We start from the raw sequence: 19,829 nt of genomic DNA, 5'->3' as shown, positions 1-19,829 counted from the left end.
ATAGAGAAGTTATTCCTGTGAGAACATTTAGGAGTGCGTAATGATGAAAAAGTTACTGAAAATAGGCAGTTCGCTATTTGTGATGTTGTTGATTGTTGGCTGTAGTACTTTTAATGGGCAAAATATTTCGAATATGAATCCTGATGCTTATGGCGAAGCGCAAGTTTTAACGATGAATCAGAGAGAGCTTGTGGGGAAAGAAGTGCTATTAGGCGGAATGATTACGACGATTACGCCTCAAGGAGATCAGGTGCGGGTAGAAGTTGTACCATATCCGCTGAATCAAGTGGGCTCTCCGATTACGAGTGCAGGTGCGATCGATGGAATGCGTGTCGTTGTAGATATTTACGGTAGCGTACGTACGAAAGGATATACGCCAGGAGATTATTTTACAGCCGTCGGAAATGTCAAAAGTGTTGAAAATATTACAGTTGCGAAAGAAAAAATACGGGTCGTGATTATGGATGCTTCTGATTACCAATTCAAAAAAGATCCAAGACGAGAAGTCTATTATGATGATTATCATTTCAATAGTCCGGCGATTCGATACTATTCTCCTTATTGGGGCTTCGGATTTGGACCACGCTATGGCTACTACTAAGATGAATGTTAGAATAGGTTCAGTGTCGTAGAGATGTGAAACATGTAAAAGCACCGAAAATACGGTGCTTTTTGTATCTTTGGATGCTTAAAAAACCTTGAATTCATCACTGAAATAGATGGTTAGATCTTGACTTCAAGAGAGTAAGATCAATTTTAATAAGATGATCCGGTGCGTAATTGACGATAATTTGATATGATTTAGACAATTTTGCATTAGATCTATTCGATATTGGATTAAAAATACCTCATGAGTTTATTAGTATTAGGGATTGGGCATAAAACAGCTTCTGTAGAGATACGAGAGCAAGCTACCCTTGTGCCAGAAAAAATCCGCGCCTTTTTAACAATGGCAAAAAGCTGTCAAATGGCGAAAGAAGTAGTGGTATTGTCTACCTGTAATCGTACAGAGTTTTATTTTTATGATTTAACGATGCCGGTAGATAAGTTTTGTGCAGTGTGGGCGAACTATTCAGAGTTAGATGCACAAACGGCAAAAGCGCATATTTATCAAAAAGAAGGTAGCGAAGCGGCAGAGCATATTTTTCGAGTGGCTGCCGGACTCGAGTCATTAATTTTAGGTGAGCCTCAAATTATGGGGCAATTGAAAGATTCGTTGAGTGTTGCTACTGAGTTTGGCACTGCAAAAAAATATCTACAGCGCGTATTGCAGATGGGTTTTAATGTCGCAAAAGAGATTCGAACAGAGACGAATATCGGTGCATTTGCGGTATCTGTTGCCTTTTCAGCTGTACAATTAGCTAGAAATATTTTTGATGGATTAGAGAATCAGCATGTTCTTTTAGTCGGGGCCGGCGAAACGATTGAGTTAGTTGCAAGACATCTTATTGAAGCCGGCGTTAAAAATATCACGATTGCCAATAGACGAATTGAGCGAGCATCCTTACTTATTGATGAGCTCGGCATTCAAGCAGATGCGCATTCTTTAGCTGATTTGGAAGAAATCCTACCAAAAGCAGATATCGTGGTTGCTTCAACGGCTGCGGAAGATGCGCTTATTACTAAAGAGATGGCGAAGAAGGCGTTAAAGATTCGAAAAAATCGCCCAATGCTGATGATTGACTTGGCAGTGCCGAGGGATATTTCGCCGGCAATTGATGATCTTTCTAATATTTATCTCTATACGGTGGATAACTTAAATGAGATTGTAGAAGATAATCAAAAGGCGCGTGAAGAAGCGGCAATTGCTGCGGAAGCGTATATTCATAAAGGTCTAACTCGTTGGGATGAGTGGTACAAACTGGCAGAGATCGGTGGTTCTGTTCAGGCCATGGTTCGTTATGCAGATGCTGAAAAAAAGGAAGCGCTTCATCGACTTTTTAATCAGCTCAATGGAGAGTATGACCCTGAGAGAATTGAGAAAATGGCTACACAGTTAGTAAATAGTCTGCTTCATCCCATGATTGAGCATTTAAAGACGCTAGAAGAAGCGGAAGAAAAGTTGACGATTACTGAACTCCTTGCGCAATTTAAGGTTTAAAAAACCGTAAGTTTGTTATAATCTCGGGATCAGTTTTAATTATTTAAGGAATAGAATGACGATTACCTTTGAAGAAGCTCAAGATATTATTATTAAATCGGAAGAGATCATCTCTGCTTCAGAAATTCAAAATGCATATGATGCGATGAGTAAAGCTATCACATATGATTTGGAGTTATCAGATCCTTTGGTTTTAGTTGTAATGAACGGCGCGTTGATACCGGCAGGTCAGTTATTAACTCGCTTGAACTTCCCTTTCCAAATTGGGTATCTTCATGCAACGAGGTATCATGGGAATACAGAAGGGTCTGTATTAGAATGGGTCGCAAAACCGTCCGTGGATGTTAAAGATCGAGTGGTTCTTCTTGTAGAAGATATTTTTGACGAAGGAACGACTTTAAAAGAGATTGTGACGGTGTTGAATAATATGGGTGCGCAAGTTGTTTATACAGCAGCATTAGTAAACAAGCTCCATGATCGTAAAGTGGATAACTTTAAAGTGAATTATATTGGTGTTGATGTCCCAGATCGTTATATCTTCGGATGTGGCATGGATTACCACGAATATTGGCGTAATCTCCCAGGAATTTGGGCGCTAAAAGAATCATAATTGGAAGTCGTTACGAGTAAAAGGATAAGTTTGTCATACACTGAGGTAACAAAATGAGAAGAGATGTAATTACATATATGCAGCGAACATTATTGCTAGCGATTCTTTCATTCATTGCTATATTTTCTGTGACACAAGCGCAGGTAAAATTAGAAGTAGTGAAAGCTTCTAGTGAAGCTTATCCAATTGCTCTTGTAGATCATGTTGCAAATAATCAGAAGTTTTTAGAGATTGTGAATAATGACTTACAACGTTCAGGGCGATTTTTACCAAAAGTAGGGCTGTCTGTTCCTGAGCAATTAACGTCAGTATCACAGGCTGATAGTGGTATTTGGAGAGCGGCTGGCATTAATTTTATTGTGATTATGACGCCCAAAGGCAATATGCTTCAAATTGATGTTGGAGATACCTTTAGTCGCACAGTAAGAGCAAGCCGTCAATTCCAATACCTTTCAGATGAGAAGGGGCAACGTGTTGTAGCACATAAAGTCGCTGACTTTATTTATGAATCTATTATTGGCGTGCCAGGATCATTTAGCTCGAAAGTCGCCTATGTTTCTAGAAACAATCGAAATTTCTCATTAGTAGTTGCCGATGCGGATGGTGCTTATCCTCAAGTAATTTTAGAATCCAATGAGCCAATTTTGTCTCCAACGTGGTCACCAGATGGTCGTAAGTTGGCCTATGCTTCGTTTGAGAAAAAACGTAATCAGATTATTGTACAAGATCTCTATAGTGGAAATCGACACGTTGTCATTAATGAACCAGGCATTAACTCGGCACCTACATGGTCTCCTGATGGGACAAAGTTAGCTTTCACACTTTCACGAGATGGTAATCCTGAGATTTATACAGCGAATGTTGATGGAAGTAATTTAACTCGACTAACAAGCAGTGCCGGAATTGATACAGAACCAGCATGGGGACAGGATGGTATGATCTATTTCACTTCAGATAGAGGTGGCACACCACAAGTGTATAAAATGCCGGAAACAGGTGGTCCAGCTGTTCGAATTTCTACGAGTGGGAATTATAACGGTAACGCAACCATTTCTGCTGATGGGAAGCACTTGGCAATGATGCAACGTCATCCTGGACAAGGTTTTGGGATTGCTGTAATGGATCTCACAACAGGACAAGTCAAGCGATTAACGAATGGTGGCAAGGATGAAGCGCCAAGTTTTTCGGGGAATAGTCATATGATCCTCTATTCAGATGGTCGTGGTGGATTAAAAATTATTTCAACAGATGGGAATGTCGAACAGAGATTTTACGGAATTGGTTCAGATATTCGTAAACCAAGCTGGTCACCTAATTTACGATAAACGGTATCGTAAGATTATTTAATCAATAGTTGTGGAAGGATATGTATGTTTAAATTAATGTTAAAAATGGTGGCAGCTATCTGTTTAGGAAGTATTGTTGCAGCGTGTTCTACGACAGGTAGTAGCAATAGTAGTAATCTAGATGGAATGAACTCAGGATATGCCTCAGGTCCTAATAGCACCTATTATGATGTAGATTACGGTAAGCGTGGTACTGTGGATAGAATCATCTATTTTGATTTTGACTCAGATCGTCTACGCACTGAATCTTATGATGTTGTTACAGCTCATGGGCAAGAATTAAAGCGTAATCCCAATAGAGGTGTGTGGTTAGAAGGTCATACAGATGATCGTGGATCACATGAGTATAATATGGGTTTAGCAGAACGTCGTGCAAATAGTGTGAAAGCACTTCTATTGCAGTCGGGTGCAAATCCTAATCAGATTAAAGTCCGTAGTTATGGAAAAGAGATGCCGGCAGTTTCAGGATATGATGAACGTGCATGGGCGCAAAATAGACGAGTAGAGATTATCTACTAGTCCATCTTAAAAAATTATATTTTGATGATTTATTAGAATGTAGTAATAGGCACTTATATCTTCGGCATATAGGTGCTTTTCTCTTTTTAGATAGGAAAAATGTTTTGATTAAACAGGATAATTTACAGTTATATAAAAGAATACTCTCATATTCTTTTAAATATCCTTTGATTGTAGTTGCGGCTTTGCTGTGCGTTGTACTTGGTGGGTTTGCAGAAGCGGGACTTTTTTGGTTATTAAAGCCTATTTTAGATGAAGGGTTCGTACAGAAAAATTCTACTTTTATCAAAGTTATGCCGTGGCTTGTTGTGGGTGCGTTTATTGCTACGAGTATTTTAAGTTTTGCGGGTAGCTTTGGGATGCAATGGGTTTCTCAGCGTGTTATTACGACTTTGAGATTACAGATGTATAGTAAAATGTTGCATTTACCACAATCAGAATATGATAAACATTCGACTGGATATTTTATGTCGAAACTGACGTTTGATATTGCACAGTTAATGGCGATTAGTTCAATGACATTGGTTTCTATCATTAAAGATAGTGCCATGATTATTGGATTAGTTGTTGTCATGTTTTTGAGTAGTTGGCAGATTACTCTACTTGTTTTTTTAATGACGCCTGTGCTTTATATTGTGTTGAGATATGTTTCAAAACGATTACGAGGTATTGCTCGTAGAATGCAAGGACATATGGGAGAGTTTAACCATATTCTTGAAGAAGGACTTCGCGGACAAAAAGAAGTAAAGCTGTTTAATGCTTATGATCGTATGGATAGTCGTTTTGCAACCGTTAATAAACATTTGCGCCACCTGAATATGAAAAGCTTAGTGGCGAGTCAGATTGCGAGTCCGATTTCTCAAGTATTTTTGGTGTTTTTTATCGCGATTGTTATCTGGTATGCCTCAAATCAAGCGTCGAGTGATGAAATTACGATTGGTAGTTTCTTATCTCTATTAGCGGCAATGGTAGGGATGCTGACACCGATTAAGCGTTTAGTCAGTGTTAATGAGGCGCTACAACGAGGAGCTGCCGGTGCAGAGGGAGTGTTTGGGATTTTAGATTCCAATAGTGAACCCGATAATGGAATTGTAAAGCTAGAGAAGATTGCCGGTAAAATTGAATTTCAAGATGTGAAATTTAAATATGAAAGTGGCAGTGATTTAGCGCTGAAAGGTCTTTCTTTAGACATTCAACCGAAAGAAACAGTGGCTCTTGTGGGGGCTTCAGGAAGTGGGAAAAGTACTTTCGCAAATTTGCTATCACGCTTTTATATTCCAACGGAAGGAAAAATTCTTTTAGATGGTATTGATATCAATGATATCTCTCTAGAAAATTATCGTTCATTTATGGGCTATGTCGGACAGCATGTTATTTTATTTGCCGATACAATCGCCAATAATATTAGCTTTGGAAATGATCAGTTTACGAGAGAAGAGATAGAACGAGCGGCACAATATGCCAATGCTGATGAATTTATCAGAGCATTGCCGGAAGGATACGATACATTAATTGGTGAAAATGGTGCGAAACTTTCAGGTGGACAAAGACAAAGAATTGCAATTGCAAGAGCCTTACTGAAAAACTCTCCAATTCTTATTTTTGATGAAGCCACAAGTAGTTTAGATAATGAGAGTGAATATGCTATTCAAAAAGCTTTGAAAACTTTGAGCGAGGATAAAACAACAATTATTATTGCTCATAGGTTATCGACGATTGAGCATGCCGATAAAATAGTCGTATTTAATCAAGGGGAAATAGTAGAGATAGGGAATCATCAGAGTTTGTTAGAGCAAAAAGGGTATTATGCGAAGTTATATAAGATCGATAAAGAAGAAATATAATTTAGGGATTATTTAAATAACATACGATTAAATTTTCAGATTGTATTAAAAATCCCACAGCATTCTAATTTTGATGCAAATATGTATCAATTCTAATAAAAATGAGATATGATTAACGAGTTAGTTTGTATTATTTGAAGGTAACTTGTTACAACTGTCTGTAATACATTTATTTTAATTAGTGATTAAGTGGAGACTTATATGAAAAAGCAATTAATTATTGCTGCATTAGCAGGTCTATTCGCGACTTCTACAGCTGTAGCAGCTACAGATTCGTTAGTTGATAGACAAGGTGAATTTGTAAGAGATCGTCAGGGTGACTGTGTATTAGTGAAAGACGGTGTTCCAGGATGTGGAATTGTGTACCAAGACGTAACTTTCTCAGCAGACACGTTCTTTGATTTTGATAAAGCAACTCTTCGTCCACAAGGCCGTGAGTTACTTAACAAAGTAGCCGCTGAACTTGTTAAAAATGCATCTGACATCAGATCAATTGCATTAGTTGGTCATACAGACTCAACTGGTAATGCTCAATACAACCAAGGTCTTTCTGAGCGTCGCGCAAATGCAGTACGTAATTACTTAATTGAAAAAGGTGTAAACCCTTCAGTAATTACAGCAAAAGGCGAAGGCATCAGCTATACATTTGACAACGCAACAGCTGATGGCCGTGCGAAAAACCGTCGTGTAGATGTGAAAATCGCAGCAGTAAGAGAAATTCAAGTTAACTAATTAGATTTATCTAATTAGCATTAACGAAAAAAGCACTCTGTAAAGAGTGCTTTTTTTATGTTTGATTTTGGAGCCTATGAAAAATAGGCATAAAAAAGGATGCGTCCCGTAGTAGTCGGTTGCAATTCACCAAGACTCTTGAACGCGTACGTTCAAGTGGATACCTTGTAAACTTTTTTAGGCTTCTGAACTAAATCAGCTTGCACACCAAAATTTAATGTCGGCGATCCAAAGTATTAAAATTAGGATCAAGAGGTGTATGATGAAAAAAACGCTCGTACATAACAGAAACGCATCAAATATAGTGTCACATAGTTGCTAGTTTTTTTCAAATTAGGATTGCGCAATAAGTAAGCCAAATATCTGTTTCGCATTGGATTCATGCAATTTTTCCACAGCTTTTTCAAAAGATCTACCTGTCGTAATGACATCATCAATTAATAGAATATTTTCTATAGGTAATTGAGAATCTTGATAATAAGGATTGAGCCGGAAACTATTATGATGATTATCTAGGCGTTCTTGACGAGATAGCTCGACTTGTGGAATAGAGAATGCAGATTTTAAAAGGTAATGTTCAGCAAAAGAAAGTTTGCTCAATTTTGCTAATTCTCGAGCGATGAGGCTGACGGGATTATATCCTCGTTTTGCCATACGAAGTCTACCACTTGGCATAGGAATAATAGTGGTATTACTAGGAAGCATCAGAATAAATTCATGATGCTTTTCCCAAATGATTTCAGCGATGATTTTAGCGATATAGGGTTTTAGAGAAAATTTGAGTTGCTGAATAAGAGATCTAATTCCGGCATCATATCGAAAAGAGATAGAGGTACTCTCTAGTTTTGGAAATATTTTTTTGCAAAAATGACACAAGAAAACACCAAAAGTATCGCAAAAGATACATTTTTTATCAGGTAGTTTTATGGTCGTGTAACATGGATCACAGATAGATTGATGCTGATGATGTATCGTTTTTGTTTGACAGATGGTGCAGAAGGGGGGAAGTAAATAGAATTCAATACTCATAGAAACGATGTTTGTGAATATAATCAAAGAACCAATGATGATATTAAAGTGTAGTAGGTTCTTTGATTATTGCGCACTAAGGATTTTGTGTTTGTAATGAGTATTGAATTTAAGCCCTAGTGGAATTGGTTTAAGAAAGTTCAATTGTAAAATAAAGGCGGAGGTATTGCTGGGCGAATATTTGTAGTTGTTATCTATTTTAGAATTTTAAACAGAAGTGATTATAAGTATCTCTGTTGATGGGGATTAAATGGTGATCTCCACGGAGATGGGATCATGGTCCGAAAAACGATACGGATATTTGAGATTCGTATTAAGATGATGTGCTTGGGGATTTTGAAATGAGATGTTGTCCGGCAATAAGATAAAATCGAGCACAATTGGGCAATTACGATGTTTGGTTGTATAGAGTTTATGAGGGTAATTCTTCCAAATAGAATGAAATAACTCATTGGTGATAATTTTGAGCGTATCGCTATTGGGCGTATCGTTAAAATCTCCAAGGATCACAAGTTGTTCTTGCGCCGAATGTTGCCCGCAGAAATCTTGAATGACTTGAGCTTGTAAGTTTCTCTGTTTTTTTGCGAGCTTTTTATCTCTATTTGTTTGAGAATTTTGTGATTTTAGATGGCAATTAATAAACGTGATTTTTTGATTTTCTTTTTCAATGGTAATCACTAAAGGATAACGAGAAGCTTTGAGGTCTTGGGTTGAATCGCCGATAAATGCCGGATGACCGATCCCGATTTCTTTCGTATCGATCAGTATTAAATCTGCTTTTAAGAGAAATCCCGAGCGAATATTCACATCCCGAGCGCCGCCGGTAGAGTTTTGAAGCGGGGCAACATCCACATAATGATAATGAATCCCAGTTTTAATCGCTATCTGCTCTGTAAGCGTTGTAGCGATATATGCAATCGCTCGCTGATGTTCATCGATGATTCCTGAGCCAATTTCTTGTAGCGCAATAATATCGGGAAATTGTAGTTCATTTTCTAAGGCTAAAATAAAGTTATCAATTTTATGCGCTGGGGAATGTTCATTGAGGTTTTGGAGATTGCAGGAAGCAACCTTAAGGGAAACTTGGGTCACAAATAATAGGTCTCTATAGATTTAAGTAATGCGATTTTTTCGGCATTATTTTCGGTGTTTGCGTTATTGAGCAAATCGAGGAATTTTTGTTGATACTTATTTTTGAAATATTCTCGTTTCATGATGAGATAACGATTCCAATCTTCCGCTTCATCGGGGAAGAGCGTTTCAGAAAAGTTGCGAGCTCGATAGATAAAGAGAAGCGGAAGTGCTCTTTGATCATGAAAATTGAAATCATATTGCAATAATTCATTGCCGGACATTTTAGGAATCAGATCCATCTGTTGGCGATCTTGTCTTTCAAAGAAACCATGATAGAGCAGGGCTTCAACAGGTTCACTGTGCGCATTGCTGTCATAATTTCTCGGCGTTTGGTAGATCTCGAATAGTTTGGGTAACAGTGTTTCTCGATGCGCCATGATTGTTTTAAAATTTTGGGCGCAATGCTCGGCATCAATCGGAGATTCTTGTAATGTTGGCAGAAGCTTTGTGGTTGCTAAAATCGGGCACTTATTGATATGTACGGTTTTAATGGGAATTCGTGCTTCTCCCTCCGGCAACTCTTCTGTTTTGAGATACATTTTTTCACGAATTGCCGTGGCATCATGCGCTAATAATCCTGAGATATCGCCCATTAAGTCAATGGCTACGAGTTCGTTTTTATTTTGCGGACTGAAAAAGAGCGGCATAATCATCGAAAGATTTTTTCGGGCATAACCAAACATGCCGGAAACATGGAGTAACGGCGTACATTCGTTCAGATCAATGAGAGCGTTAAGATCACGGGCCCTACGATTTTTGAAATAGTAATCAAAAAGCTTCGGCTGTTTTGCTTGAATGAGTTTTGCCATACCAATAGTTGCATAAACATCGCTAAGAGCATCATGAGCTTTTTCATGGTTAAGAGTATTGGCCTTGGAAAGATTTTCGAGCTTTAGAGAAACTTTCCCCTCATCATCTTGTGGCCACTGAATCCCTTCAGGGCGAAAAGCGTAAGTTGCTCGTACAACATCTAGTAGATCCCAGCGAGAATTGCCATTTTGCCAACTATATGCGTAAGGATCGATAAAGTTGCGATAGAAGAGATAACGAATCATCTCGTCATCAAAACGAATATTGTTGTAGCCAATAATGCAGGTATTCGGTTCAGAAAATTGTTGATGAATGAGTTTTGCAAACTCTGCTTCAGAAACGCCTTTTTCATCAGCTTCTTCTAAGGTAATGCCGGTAATGAGAACCGCTTCAGGATCAGGAATATAGTCCTTAGGAGGTTTACAATAAATATTGATGGGTTCGCCAATAATATTGAAGTTCTCATCAGTGCGAATGCCGGCAAACTGTGCGATTCGATCTTCTTTCGGATTGAGCCCAAATGTTTCAAGATCGTAGAAAAAGAAAGTTGAATGCATAGTTGCTTCCTTAACAATAGAAGAATGAAAATAGAGGAATGAACCACAGGAACGTTTCCGAATTATAGGGAGAAATTTTCTCCTAAATAGACTCGGCGAACATCCTCATGATTGAGCAGATACTCGGTATTTCCCTCGGCAATTACAGTGCCGGCACTTAAAATATAAGAGCGTTCACAGATCGATAGCGTTTCACGGATATTATGATCCGTAATTAAAATACCGATATTTCTTTCCGCAAGCCCTGTAATAATCGATTGAATATCCGAAACTGAGAGCGGATCAACGCCGGCAAATGGTTCATCTAAGAGTAAAAATTTAGGATTGAGCGCTAAGCTTCTTGCGATCTCCACTCGGCGTCTTTCTCCGCCTGACAGTGAAATTCCTAAAGAATTGGCAATATGTGTGATTTTAAAGTCTTCCAACAGCTGATCTGCAAGCGCATTTTGTTCTTTTGGCGTTAAATCCGTTCGAGTTTGGCAGATCGCGAGAATATTATCTCGGCTACTCATTTTTCGAAAGATGGACGCTTCTTGTGGAAGATAACCAATACCTAACTTTGCACGTTCATGCATCGGGCTTTTGGTAATATCTTGATTATCGAGAAATACCTCGCCTTCATCCGGCGTGACTAATCCCACGGTCATGTAGAAACTTGTGGTTTTACCAGCACCATTTGGCCCTAGTAATCCGACAATTTCTCCTTGATTAATATGGAAAGATGCACCATTAACGACCGTGCGATTCTTAAAACGTTTAATAAGATTTTGAGCAGTTAAGCGCATATTTAGATCTAAGATTATATTTCCTGAGAGGAATATTAATCTCTTCCCTCCATTTGAATCGTAAAGTGAACGCGATCATCAGGACTTCTCTCGGCATTGATTTTGCGAGTTTCTAAGTCGTAGGTAATGATATTTGCCGATACGGTATCTCTATTTTGTTCAATTTTGGCATTCGTTTTTAATTCTAACATCTGCTTTTTCGGATAGAAGCTAAGAGAGCCTCCTTCCCCAAAAATCCAAGCTTCATTCACTTGAGGTAAATCTTTTATTTTTACCGGATTGCCGGTCGCAATAATATATTCAAGCTCTCCATCTTTGAGTTGGAAGATTGCTTCATCCGCTGTTATTTTCAAGTTGCCTTGTGTTAAAACAACATTGCCACGATAAATACCGGTCGGTGTTCCGCCACTAAATTCTGACCAATCCGCATTAATATCTAGCGGTAACTTCCGATCTTCCGGCGTTGCCAATGCAGGGTTGAAATAGCTGATGGCTAAGAGTGCCGGTAATGTTATCAAAAGGGTTTTGAATCGGTTAGTCATTGGAGCTATCCTCATGTGGCTTAAGCGTTGAGTGAACATCTTGTAGGATTGTGAATTGTTCTTTATCAGGAAACCCTTCAGCACCAATTCCAGAGATCACACGAGAAGGCATCTCGATTTTAACAAAAATATCGGAAGAGATTCTCTCTCCTCGATCATGAATAAAGAGTTCTTCAGTTGAGAGAATGATATCATTTTCCGAATTTTGCTGATCTGTCTTGTATAACTTCACTTGATCTATCAGTGTGATAAGTGTTTTATCTTGAGAGATTGTGGCGGATAAACTTTCAGCTTGCCAATCGAGAGGCAAATGTTCTGCTTCTGATTCCGTAAATTGGTAACGATACAAGATCGGGTTCGTGAGCTCACTGCCTTTTTCATTGGTGTAATGAATGAGATGATCGCCTTTTAAAAAATACTCTAAAGTACCTTGATCGTTATAACGATAAATTTCATATTGACTGAGCTCTAATTGCGGGTCTTGAGATTCAAAATATTCAGGCTCTCGGCTATCTCGATAAATAATCCAAGAAAAATAAACGAGTACTCCTGCAATAAAGAGGAGTAAAAAGCGCTTAAAGATCTCGGATATCGTCATTTTCTTTTAAAATCTCTCGTTATTTTTTAGTAATGGTACGGATATTAAGGTCTTTATCCGCCATTAAGAGCACATCCGCACCACGATCCGCGAACAAACCATTGGTAACAACGCCGGTAATTTGGTTAATAGATGCCTCTAATTGGATTGGGCTTGTGATTTTAAGACCTTCTACATCCACAATAAGATTATGGTTATCTGTAACGAAGTTTTCGCGAATCTTCGCTTTAGCACCCATTTGTTCCATTTTACGAATAACAAATTGTGCCGACATTGGAATCACTTCAATAGGAAGTGGGAAAGCACCTAAAGTATCCACAAGTTTTGACTCATCGGCGATGCAAACAAATTGATCTGCATGCGCTGCAACAATTTTTTCGCGGGTCAATGCACCGCCGCCACCTTTTACCATTGCGAGATGATGATTAATTTCATCTGCGCCATCGATATAGGTATCGATCGTTGTAATGTCGGCAAGATCGACAACAGGAATGCCGAGCGCTTCTACCTGCTTTGAAGTGCGTTCAGAACTTGAAGCAATACCTTTGATTTTAAAAGGTAGTGTTGGGAGAAGAGCGATAAGGCAATCCACCGTTGAACCTGTTCCAAGACCTAAGATTTTATCTTCAGGGATATATTTTAAAGCAGCTTTCGCAACGGCTTCTTTTTGTTGTTGTGCATTCATATTCAATTACAATTTTTAAGCTAAAAAGAAAAAAGGGAAATACGCCTAAATATCCGGATTTAATCATTTATCTGGCGTATAGATTAATGTATAGTAATAAACGATAATTATACTCGTAAAATTGATAAAGGAAACATTCAATGACAGTCTCAAAAGATAAAGTAGTTGGCGTAATCTATACCTTAACAGATGATGCCGGCAATGTAGTTGACTCAAACGAAGGGCAGGAAGCTTTAGAGTTTATCCAAGGTCACGGTATGATGATTCCTGGATTTGAAAAAGCACTTGAAGGCGCAACTGAAGGCCAAAAGCTCGCATTTAGCGTATCTCCTGAAGAAGGATATGGCGAATCAAACGAAGATTTCGTGATTGAAGTTCCACGTACAGCATTCCCAGAAGATGAAGAAGTTCAAGTGGGTTGGCAAGTAACTGGCACAACGCCAGATGGTCAAATGCAAGCATTCAGAGTACTTGAAGTATCTGATGAAACGATTAAATTAGATGCAAACCATCCTTTAGCAGGTCAAAACTTGAATTTTGAAGTAGAAGTTGTGTCTTTACGTGATGCAACAGAACAAGAAGTTTCTCATGGCCACGTCCATGCTGATGGTCACGATCATTAATTGATCCATGAATATTTAGTGGTTTATGACACAGAATAATATATTTCAAATAAAGGGAGAACTGTCAGCGATGATGGTTCTTTATCTTAAGAGTATTGACTTAAAGGCTTTGGAAGAAGACTTAGCGGTGCAAATAGATAAGACTCCCCAATTTTTTAAAGGTGTTCCTTTTATCGTTGATTTATCAGCTATTCCTGAAGGGAACAACGTTGATCTGAATTGGTTGAAAAATTTATTGCTAGCGAAAGATTTAGTGCCTGTTGGTATACGTAATGCGAATAAAGATTTAGAAGCAAAAGCGCAATCTGCTGGCTGGGCGATTTTAGCGGAATCTAATGGGAAATCTAAAGGACTCTTAGAAAAAAAAGCTAAAGATGTAGAACCGGTAATTGAAGCGCCAAAGCCTGAAACGATCACGGTCGTTGAAGAAGTTGAAGTCGCTATCGAAACAACGGTTCATGGGCAGCAAATTAGATCAGGGCAGCAATTATCAGTTGTCAGTGGTGATTTAATCGTTGTCAACTCTGTGAATGAAGGTGCTGAATTACTTGTAGATGGCAATATTCATATTTATGGAGCACTTCGTGGCCGAGCATTAGCCGGTATCCATGGGAATCGTTCTGTCAGAATATTTTGTCAATCATTAGAGGCTGAATTGGTGTCTATCGCTGGTTTTTATAAAATGGTAGATGCTCTTCCAGAATCTCTTTTAGGGAAGGCAGTTCAGATTTATCTTGAAGGTGATGAGCTTAAAATAGAAGCTTTGATGAAGTAAGCAGCATCAGTGAATTTGTAGATGTAAGATAGAATTGTGATAGAGAATATAACTATCTATTATTTATAGTAAGATTATAGTATTCTCTATGAAATGTATTTGTTTTAGAAGATTTGTTTTTATTTTTAATAATGCAAATAACAGATATTCAGTCATTTGGGTTATTTTTTGTTTCAGTAAGTAACAGATCTAGAATTTTATTTGGGGGCGACGAGTGGCAAGAATCGTAGTTGTAACATCTGGTAAAGGTGGCGTAGGAAAAACAACGACTAGTGCGAGCATAGCAGCAGGGCTCGCAAAAAATGGTCATAAAACAGCAGTAATTGACTTTGATGTGGGTCTTCGTAATCTTGACCTGATTATGGGTTGTGAGCGCCGTGTTGTTTATGATTTTGTAAACGTTGTGAACGACGAAGCCACATTAGCGCAAACACTTATTAAAGATCGTCGTCTTGAAAATCTTTACATCCTTCCCGCATCACAAACGCGTGATAAAGATGCGCTGACAAAAGAAGGCGTCGAGAAAGTGATGAAAGAACTCGATAAAATGGGGTTTGAATTCATTATTTGTGATTCTCCTGCAGGGATTGAAAAGGGCGCTCAATTAGCAATGTATTTTGCAGACGATGCCATTATTACAACGAACCCTGAAGTATCATCTGTGCGAGATTCAGATAGAATTTTAGGAATTCTTTCAAGTAAAACGAAAAAAGCAGAAGAAGGTAAAGAGGTTAATCAACATTTAGTGATTAACCGTTATAACCCTAATCGCGCAGAGAGTGGAGATATGCTTTCTGTAACGGATATTTTAGATATCTTAGGAATTCCATTAGTAGGAGTTGTACCAGAATCTGCAACGGTATTGCAATGCTCTAACTCAGGGGAGCCAGTGATTATGAATGAAGAATCAGATGCTGGGCAAGCTTTCAACGATATTGTAGAACGTTTTTTAGGAAAAGATCTTCCACATCGTTTTATTGAAGCGCCTAAGAAAGGATTCTTTGGACGTATATTTGGAGGCTAGAGATGTTTAAATTGTTATTTGGTAGACGTGAGAAATCAAATACTGCATCGATTGCAAAAGAACGTTTACAGATTATAGTGGCTCATGAACGTGTCAAAAATATGGATGGAAATCCAGATTTTATGCAGGATCTACAAAAAGATATATTGGAAGTTGTTAGAAAGTATCTGCCAGTTGATTCTGAACAAATTAATATTGCAATGGACCGAGAGGGAGATTGTGATGTGTTAGAGTTAAATATTGTGTTATCTGAAGATGAGCCTGTCAAAAAATCTTAAAAAGATAACAATCTATTTTTAAGATATAAAAATAGTGAAATATAGAGAATAGCCGTACTAATACGGCTTTTTTTATGTTAAAACTTGCAATTTTTTTTTCGATCTAATATAACAAAATAGTGTGAAGAGTACTTATGCGTCTAGATAAGTGGTTATGGGCAGCTCGATTTTTTAAAACACGTCGTTTGGCAACAGATGAAGTGAATAAAGGACGAGTAAAAGTAAATGGAATTGAAGCAAAGCCGGCTAGAAATCTCAATATTGGTGATGTAGTGACTATTCGTAAGTCGCAGATCATTTATGAGGTTGAAGTATGCTTATTCATCGAGCAGAGAGGTCCTGCATCTGTTGCGACTACCATGTATCAAGAAACCCAGGAGAGCATTCAACAACGTGAGCGTGAAAGCGAACTGAGACGATTATCTCCTCAGCCCCACTCTGAAACAGTGACAAGTCGGGATAAGAAACGTTTAAGAGACGTAAAACAAGGGAAAATTTTTTAATTAGTTAGTATAAGTGGAGAAAAAAAATGGGTTATCGGTTAGAAGTCGATTTGTTAGGGGAATTATCAGTGCCAAGTGAAGCGTACTACGGTATTCACACCCAAAGAGCAATCAATAACTTCACCATTTCAACCCAGAAGAATCGAGATAATCCACAATTTATTTATGGTTTAGCTGCAGTAAAAAAAGCCGCTGTAATGGCAAATATGGATTTGGGCGTTATTCAGCCGGAAGTAGGTAATGCGATCATTAAAGCATGTGATCAACTACTTCAGGATGATGCTTATTATATTCATTTCCCTGTGGATGCATTTCAAGGGGGAGCAGGAACTTCACTCAATATGAATATGAATGAAGTGATCGCAAACTTAGCACTCGAGGGGTTAGGTTATGACAAAGGACGCTATGATGTCATTAATCCTAATGATCATGTGAATGAATCCCAATCCACAAATGATGCATATCCAACAGGAATGCGAGTAGCTTTTTATAAGGTGTCTGAGGCATTAATTGATTCTGCCGATTATCTGTACAAGGGATTGAAAGAGAAAGAGAAAGAGTTTGCAGATGTCTTGAAAATGGGACGAACCCAATTGCAAGATGCTGTGCCAATGACGCTTGGTATGGAATTTGGTGCATTTGCATTTCAAATCAAAACCGGCATTGATTATTTGAAGTTAGCACGTACAACACTTCTGTCAATTAATTTGGGTGGTACAGCAATCGGTACTGGTATTAATACTCCTAAAGGTTATGCTGAACTATCTGCAAAATATCTTTCAGAAATTACAGGCGTTGAATTTAAACCTTCAGAAGATCTTATGGCATCGACTTCAGATTTGGCAGATTTCGTCTATTTCCATAGCGCTTTAAAAGGCTTTGCAGTAAAGTTGGCAAAAATCTCGAATGATTTAAGATTGCTCTCATCAGGACCTCGTACGGGCTTGAAAGAGATTAATTTGCCAGAATTGCAGGCGGGAAGCTCTATTATGCCGGCAAAAATCAATCCTGTATTGCCTGAGGCAGTGAATAATGCATGCTTTAAGGTATTTGGAAATGATACGACTGTATTAATGGCGGCAGAGGCGGGGCAATTGCAATTAAATGCGATGGAGCCAGTGATTGCACAATCGACTTTTGAATCGATGCATCTTTTGAAAAATGCATGTAGATCATTACAGGATCGTTGTATTTCAGGTATCACGGCAAATGAATCTTATTGCTTAAACTACATCTTAAATTCTATCGGTATTATTACTTATTTGAATCCAATTATTGGTCACGGAGAAGGGGATATCGTCGGTCGAATTTGTGCGAAAACAGGTAAGAGCGTACGCGATGTAATCTTGGAGCGTGGCTTAATGGAAGCAGATAAGTTTGATGCAATGTTTTCTATTGAAAATCTTAGAAAGACCTTAGGATTGCAGTAATATGTAAAGGTGTTTATAAGACTTCATGAAAAATATAGTAGGACATTATTCATGATAGAACGATCATCGCCTCTGGTTACAGAGGCGAATTTGTTTTTAGAACATTATGCTCTTCAATATCGAGAACATAGTGTTCGAGTAAAAAAAATAGCGCTTGATCAGTTGATTCAGTACGCAATGGCTGAAGGAATTACTGATTGGCAAAAATGTGATGAGCGATTTTTGCGGCATTATATGATTTCACGAGTGAAAAAACCGATGGTAGGTAGCCGTAAATTATCTACATCTAGTGTTGAAACTCAATTAGCTTCTATTCGTATCTTCTTTCAGTATCTTCAGGAAAAAAAGATTCTTCCTTGTAATTATGCGCGATTAGTATTGCCTCCGAAGAAAGAGAGGCGTTTGCCAAAAATGGTGGAAGCAGATCTTCTCAATAATATTTTAAATCAACCTGTAGAAAATGATTTAGAAGTGCGAGATTTAGCAATTTTAGAGCTACTTTATTCAAGTGGATTGCGGCTCGCTGAGTTAGCTAGCTTGGAACTTTCGGATATCAATTTTGCTGAAGAATTAGTGAGAATTGAGGATGGTAAAGGCGGTAAAGATCGCATAGTTCCTATTGGCTTGAAATCTATTGAATCATTACAGAAATGGTTGGAAGTTCGTCAAATATGGCTATCCCAAGGAGGATCTTACGATTGTAATGCTCTTTTTATTTCAAAGAGAGGGGAAAGATTATCAGATCGCCAAATTAGTCGAAGAGTCAAATCTTTTGCTGAGAAACGGGGATTGAATATTAATTTACATCCACATTTATTACGGCATTCTATGGCGACTCATGTATTGGAATCCAGTCAAGATATTCGATTAGTACAAGAATTATTAGGGCATGCCGATATCTCTACCACGCAAGTTTATACGCATCTCAATTTTAATCATTTGGCGAAAGTTTTTGATGCGGCGCATCCTCGGGCGAAGCGAAAGAAGAAAATAGAGGATCGCCTAGATTCAGATGAGAAAGATTAGAAAGCAAAATAGATCGAAAAAATTTTATTATAAACATCCGCTATAAGAAATTGTTGAATTGAAGCATTGAGTGATTACGGTAAGAAAAAAGCCTTTTGAAGTGATTCAAAAGGCTTTGGTTGTTATTTCATTCAGCTAAAACGCTATTAATTCATCAAGGAATTAAAGAGTTTCACCACCTACTGGGCGGTTGCATGGGCATAATTCGTCAGTTTGAAGCGCATCAAGGATACGTAAAACTTCAGGAACGTTACGACCAACGCTATCTGGGTTAACAGATACATGTTGGATTACGTTGTGTGGGTCAACGATGAATGTTGCACGTAAGCAAACACCAGAGTTAACGTCGCGAACGCCAAGCATGTCTACTAACTCACCTGCTGGGTCAGCAAAAGAGTAGTGACCTAATTTATCCAAATCTGGATGGTCGCGTCTCCAAGCTAATTTACAGAATTCGTTGTCTGTAGAACCGCCCATAAGAACAGCATCACGATCTTCAAATTCTTGTGCAATTTTGTCAAACTCAACGATTTCAGTTGGGCAAACAAATGTGAAATCTTTTGGGTAGAAATAGATGATTTTCCATTTACCTTCGAAAGATTTTTCTGTGATTGTTTCAAATGCAGAAACACCGTTTTCTTCAGGAAGATTGAAGCCAGGTTTTGCAGCTACTACTTCAAATGCTTCTAAAGTATCGCCAACAGTCTTTGGAATGCGGTAAGTAAAGTCTGTATCAAATGTCATTATAAACTCCTTAGTTTACAAAGTGATTCGGAAATTATTTGAGAGGGAAGCGTTTTCTTTTTCCCTCTCGACAAGATCTATAATAGGAGCTTTGATTTGATAATTCAATGAAAAGACTTATTGAATTATTGAAA

Annotated in this window: 22 protein-coding genes and 1 other RNA gene; 14 read left to right on the top strand and 9 right to left on the bottom strand. The window is 38.2% G+C overall.

The genetic code is table 11. The features are described from left to right. Positions 1 to 40: 40 nt before the first annotated feature. The 7 genes from ACYSN2_RS04190 (at position 41) to ACYSN2_RS04160 (ending at position 7,152) form a co-directional block, all read left to right on the top strand. The gene (locus ACYSN2_RS04190; protein WP_461749003.1) at positions 41 to 601 is read left to right on the top strand and encodes a Slp family lipoprotein; all 561 of its coding nucleotides are present in this window, start codon (positions 41 to 43) and stop codon (positions 599 to 601) included. Positions 602 to 850: 249 nt separating this feature from the next. Then, the gene (hemA, locus tag ACYSN2_RS04185; protein WP_461749002.1) at positions 851 to 2,101 is read left to right on the top strand and encodes a glutamyl-tRNA reductase; all 1,251 of its coding nucleotides are present in this window, start codon (positions 851 to 853) and stop codon (positions 2,099 to 2,101) included. Positions 2,102 to 2,156: 55 nt separating this feature from the next. Then, positions 2,157 to 2,711, top strand: coding sequence for a hypoxanthine-guanine phosphoribosyltransferase (locus tag ACYSN2_RS04180; protein WP_461749001.1), 555 nt, complete (start codon positions 2,157 to 2,159; stop codon positions 2,709 to 2,711). Positions 2,712 to 2,788: 77 nt separating this feature from the next. Continuing rightward, entirely contained in the window at positions 2,789 to 4,036 is a 1,248-nt protein-coding gene (gene tolB, locus ACYSN2_RS04175; protein ID WP_461749000.1) for a Tol-Pal system beta propeller repeat protein TolB, read from the top strand. Between the two features lie 45 nt (positions 4,037 to 4,081). Next, complete coding sequence (locus tag ACYSN2_RS04170; RefSeq protein ID WP_461748999.1) at positions 4,082 to 4,576, top strand: OmpA family protein; 495 nt, start codon at positions 4,082 to 4,084, stop codon at positions 4,574 to 4,576. 104 nt (positions 4,577 to 4,680) lie between these two features. Further along, positions 4,681 to 6,420 (top strand): lipid A export permease/ATP-binding protein MsbA, encoded by a 1,740-nt coding sequence (gene msbA / locus ACYSN2_RS04165; protein ID WP_461748998.1) that lies wholly within the window; start codon positions 4,681 to 4,683, stop codon positions 6,418 to 6,420. A 201-nt stretch (positions 6,421 to 6,621) separates the two neighbouring features. After that, positions 6,622 to 7,152, top strand: a complete 531-nt coding sequence (locus ACYSN2_RS04160; RefSeq protein ID WP_461748997.1) for an OmpA family protein — start codon at positions 6,622 to 6,624, stop codon at positions 7,150 to 7,152. A 100-nt stretch (positions 7,153 to 7,252) separates the two neighbouring features. Here ACYSN2_RS04160 and ssrS read toward each other — a convergent pair. From ssrS to rpiA, 8 genes are all read right to left on the bottom strand, one after another. Next, positions 7,253 to 7,446, bottom strand: a non-coding RNA gene (gene ssrS / locus ACYSN2_RS04155) — 6S RNA. Positions 7,447 to 7,485: 39 nt separating this feature from the next. Further along, on the bottom strand, positions 7,486 to 8,028 hold the full coding sequence (locus ACYSN2_RS04150) for a ComF family protein (protein ID WP_461748996.1): 543 nt from the start codon (positions 8,026 to 8,028) through the stop codon (positions 7,486 to 7,488). Positions 8,029 to 8,427: 399 nt separating this feature from the next. Beyond that, a complete protein-coding gene (locus ACYSN2_RS04145) occupies positions 8,428 to 9,273 on the bottom strand; it encodes an endonuclease/exonuclease/phosphatase family protein (RefSeq protein WP_461748995.1) in 846 nt (281 codons plus the stop codon). Then, positions 9,270 to 10,682 carry an exodeoxyribonuclease I gene (gene sbcB, locus ACYSN2_RS04140; protein WP_461748994.1) on the bottom strand — a complete coding sequence of 471 codons (1,413 nt, stop codon included), beginning with the start codon at positions 10,680 to 10,682 and terminating at the stop codon, positions 9,270 to 9,272. The genes ACYSN2_RS04145 and sbcB overlap by 4 nt, the downstream gene beginning before the upstream one ends. A gap of 62 nt (positions 10,683 to 10,744) precedes the next feature. Continuing rightward, positions 10,745 to 11,467, bottom strand: a complete 723-nt coding sequence (gene lptB / locus ACYSN2_RS04135; RefSeq protein WP_461748993.1) for an LPS export ABC transporter ATP-binding protein — start codon at positions 11,465 to 11,467, stop codon at positions 10,745 to 10,747. Between the two features lie 35 nt (positions 11,468 to 11,502). Next, positions 11,503 to 12,009, bottom strand: a complete 507-nt coding sequence (lptA, locus tag ACYSN2_RS04130) for a lipopolysaccharide transport periplasmic protein LptA (RefSeq protein WP_461748992.1) — start codon at positions 12,007 to 12,009, stop codon at positions 11,503 to 11,505. Then, positions 12,002 to 12,607 carry an LPS export ABC transporter periplasmic protein LptC gene (gene lptC / locus ACYSN2_RS04125; protein WP_461748991.1) on the bottom strand — a complete coding sequence of 202 codons (606 nt, stop codon included), beginning with the start codon at positions 12,605 to 12,607 and terminating at the stop codon, positions 12,002 to 12,004. Before lptC ends, lptA begins: the two co-directional genes overlap by 8 nt. Positions 12,608 to 12,626: 19 nt before the next feature. After that, the gene (gene rpiA / locus ACYSN2_RS04120) at positions 12,627 to 13,292 is read right to left on the bottom strand and encodes a ribose-5-phosphate isomerase RpiA (protein WP_461748990.1); all 666 of its coding nucleotides are present in this window, start codon (positions 13,290 to 13,292) and stop codon (positions 12,627 to 12,629) included. Positions 13,293 to 13,432: 140 nt separating this feature from the next. On the opposite strand from rpiA, the gene ACYSN2_RS04115 reads away from it, so the two are divergent. The 7 genes from ACYSN2_RS04115 (at position 13,433) to ACYSN2_RS04085 (ending at position 18,951) form a co-directional block, all read left to right on the top strand. Continuing rightward, entirely contained in the window at positions 13,433 to 13,915 is a 483-nt protein-coding gene (locus ACYSN2_RS04115; RefSeq protein WP_461748989.1) for an FKBP-type peptidyl-prolyl cis-trans isomerase, read from the top strand. Positions 13,916 to 13,940: 25 nt separating this feature from the next. Continuing rightward, a complete protein-coding gene (gene minC, locus ACYSN2_RS04110) occupies positions 13,941 to 14,690 on the top strand; it encodes a septum site-determining protein MinC (RefSeq protein WP_461748988.1) in 750 nt (249 codons plus the stop codon). Positions 14,691 to 14,904: 214 nt separating this feature from the next. Further along, positions 14,905 to 15,714 carry a septum site-determining protein MinD gene (gene minD / locus ACYSN2_RS04105; protein WP_461748987.1) on the top strand — a complete coding sequence of 270 codons (810 nt, stop codon included), beginning with the start codon at positions 14,905 to 14,907 and terminating at the stop codon, positions 15,712 to 15,714. 2 nt (positions 15,715 to 15,716) lie between these two features. Continuing rightward, positions 15,717 to 15,992, top strand: coding sequence for a cell division topological specificity factor MinE (minE, locus tag ACYSN2_RS04100; RefSeq protein ID WP_461748986.1), 276 nt, complete (start codon positions 15,717 to 15,719; stop codon positions 15,990 to 15,992). Positions 15,993 to 16,126: 134 nt separating this feature from the next. Continuing rightward, positions 16,127 to 16,495, top strand: a complete 369-nt coding sequence (locus tag ACYSN2_RS04095) for an RNA-binding S4 domain-containing protein (RefSeq protein ID WP_461748985.1) — start codon at positions 16,127 to 16,129, stop codon at positions 16,493 to 16,495. Between the two features lie 26 nt (positions 16,496 to 16,521). Further along, positions 16,522 to 17,925, top strand: coding sequence for an aspartate ammonia-lyase (locus tag ACYSN2_RS04090; RefSeq protein WP_461748984.1), 1,404 nt, complete (start codon positions 16,522 to 16,524; stop codon positions 17,923 to 17,925). Positions 17,926 to 17,976: 51 nt separating this feature from the next. Beyond that, a complete protein-coding gene (locus tag ACYSN2_RS04085) occupies positions 17,977 to 18,951 on the top strand; it encodes a tyrosine recombinase XerC (protein WP_461748983.1) in 975 nt (324 codons plus the stop codon). Positions 18,952 to 19,113: 162 nt separating this feature from the next. Here the strand turns inward: ACYSN2_RS04085 and ACYSN2_RS04080 are convergent, their stop codons facing one another. After that, positions 19,114 to 19,695 (bottom strand): peroxiredoxin, encoded by a 582-nt coding sequence (locus ACYSN2_RS04080; RefSeq protein WP_461748982.1) that lies wholly within the window; start codon positions 19,693 to 19,695, stop codon positions 19,114 to 19,116. Between the last annotated feature and the right edge of the window lie 134 nt (positions 19,696 to 19,829).

Source organism: Ignatzschineria sp. LJL83 (assembly GCF_054871845.1).
Note: the sequence above shows the minus strand (reverse complement) of the source record. Positions and strands in the feature narration are given on the sequence as shown.

Excerpts from the sequence above, each read along its gene's own strand:
- ACYSN2_RS04190 (WP_461749003.1), top strand. The coding sequence starts at position 41 with ATGATGAAAAAGTTACTGAAAATAGGCAGTTCGCTATTTGTGATGTTG.
- hemA (WP_461749002.1), top strand. The coding sequence starts at position 851 with ATGAGTTTATTAGTATTAGGGATTGGGCATAAAACAGCTTCTGTAGAG.
- ACYSN2_RS04180 (WP_461749001.1), top strand. The coding sequence starts at position 2,157 with ATGACGATTACCTTTGAAGAAGCTCAAGATATTATTATTAAATCGGAA.
- tolB (WP_461749000.1), top strand. The coding sequence starts at position 2,789 with ATGCAGCGAACATTATTGCTAGCGATTCTTTCATTCATTGCTATATTT.
- ACYSN2_RS04170 (WP_461748999.1), top strand. The coding sequence starts at position 4,082 with ATGTTTAAATTAATGTTAAAAATGGTGGCAGCTATCTGTTTAGGAAGT.
- ACYSN2_RS04160 (WP_461748997.1), top strand. The coding sequence starts at position 6,622 with ATGAAAAAGCAATTAATTATTGCTGCATTAGCAGGTCTATTCGCGACT.
- sbcB (WP_461748994.1), bottom strand. The coding sequence starts at position 10,682 with ATGCATTCAACTTTCTTTTTCTACGATCTTGAAACATTTGGGCTCAAT.
- lptB (WP_461748993.1), bottom strand. The coding sequence starts at position 11,467 with ATGCGCTTAACTGCTCAAAATCTTATTAAACGTTTTAAGAATCGCACG.
- lptA (WP_461748992.1), bottom strand. The coding sequence starts at position 12,009 with ATGACTAACCGATTCAAAACCCTTTTGATAACATTACCGGCACTCTTA.
- lptC (WP_461748991.1), bottom strand. The coding sequence starts at position 12,607 with ATGACGATATCCGAGATCTTTAAGCGCTTTTTACTCCTCTTTATTGCA.
- rpiA (WP_461748990.1), bottom strand. The coding sequence starts at position 13,292 with ATGAATGCACAACAACAAAAAGAAGCCGTTGCGAAAGCTGCTTTAAAA.
- ACYSN2_RS04115 (WP_461748989.1), top strand. The coding sequence starts at position 13,433 with ATGACAGTCTCAAAAGATAAAGTAGTTGGCGTAATCTATACCTTAACA.
- minC (WP_461748988.1), top strand. The coding sequence starts at position 13,941 with ATGACACAGAATAATATATTTCAAATAAAGGGAGAACTGTCAGCGATG.
- minE (WP_461748986.1), top strand. The coding sequence starts at position 15,717 with ATGTTTAAATTGTTATTTGGTAGACGTGAGAAATCAAATACTGCATCG.
- ACYSN2_RS04095 (WP_461748985.1), top strand. The coding sequence starts at position 16,127 with ATGCGTCTAGATAAGTGGTTATGGGCAGCTCGATTTTTTAAAACACGT.
- ACYSN2_RS04090 (WP_461748984.1), top strand. The coding sequence starts at position 16,522 with ATGGGTTATCGGTTAGAAGTCGATTTGTTAGGGGAATTATCAGTGCCA.
- ACYSN2_RS04085 (WP_461748983.1), top strand. The coding sequence starts at position 17,977 with ATGATAGAACGATCATCGCCTCTGGTTACAGAGGCGAATTTGTTTTTA.
- ACYSN2_RS04080 (WP_461748982.1), bottom strand. The coding sequence starts at position 19,695 with ATGACATTTGATACAGACTTTACTTACCGCATTCCAAAGACTGTTGGC.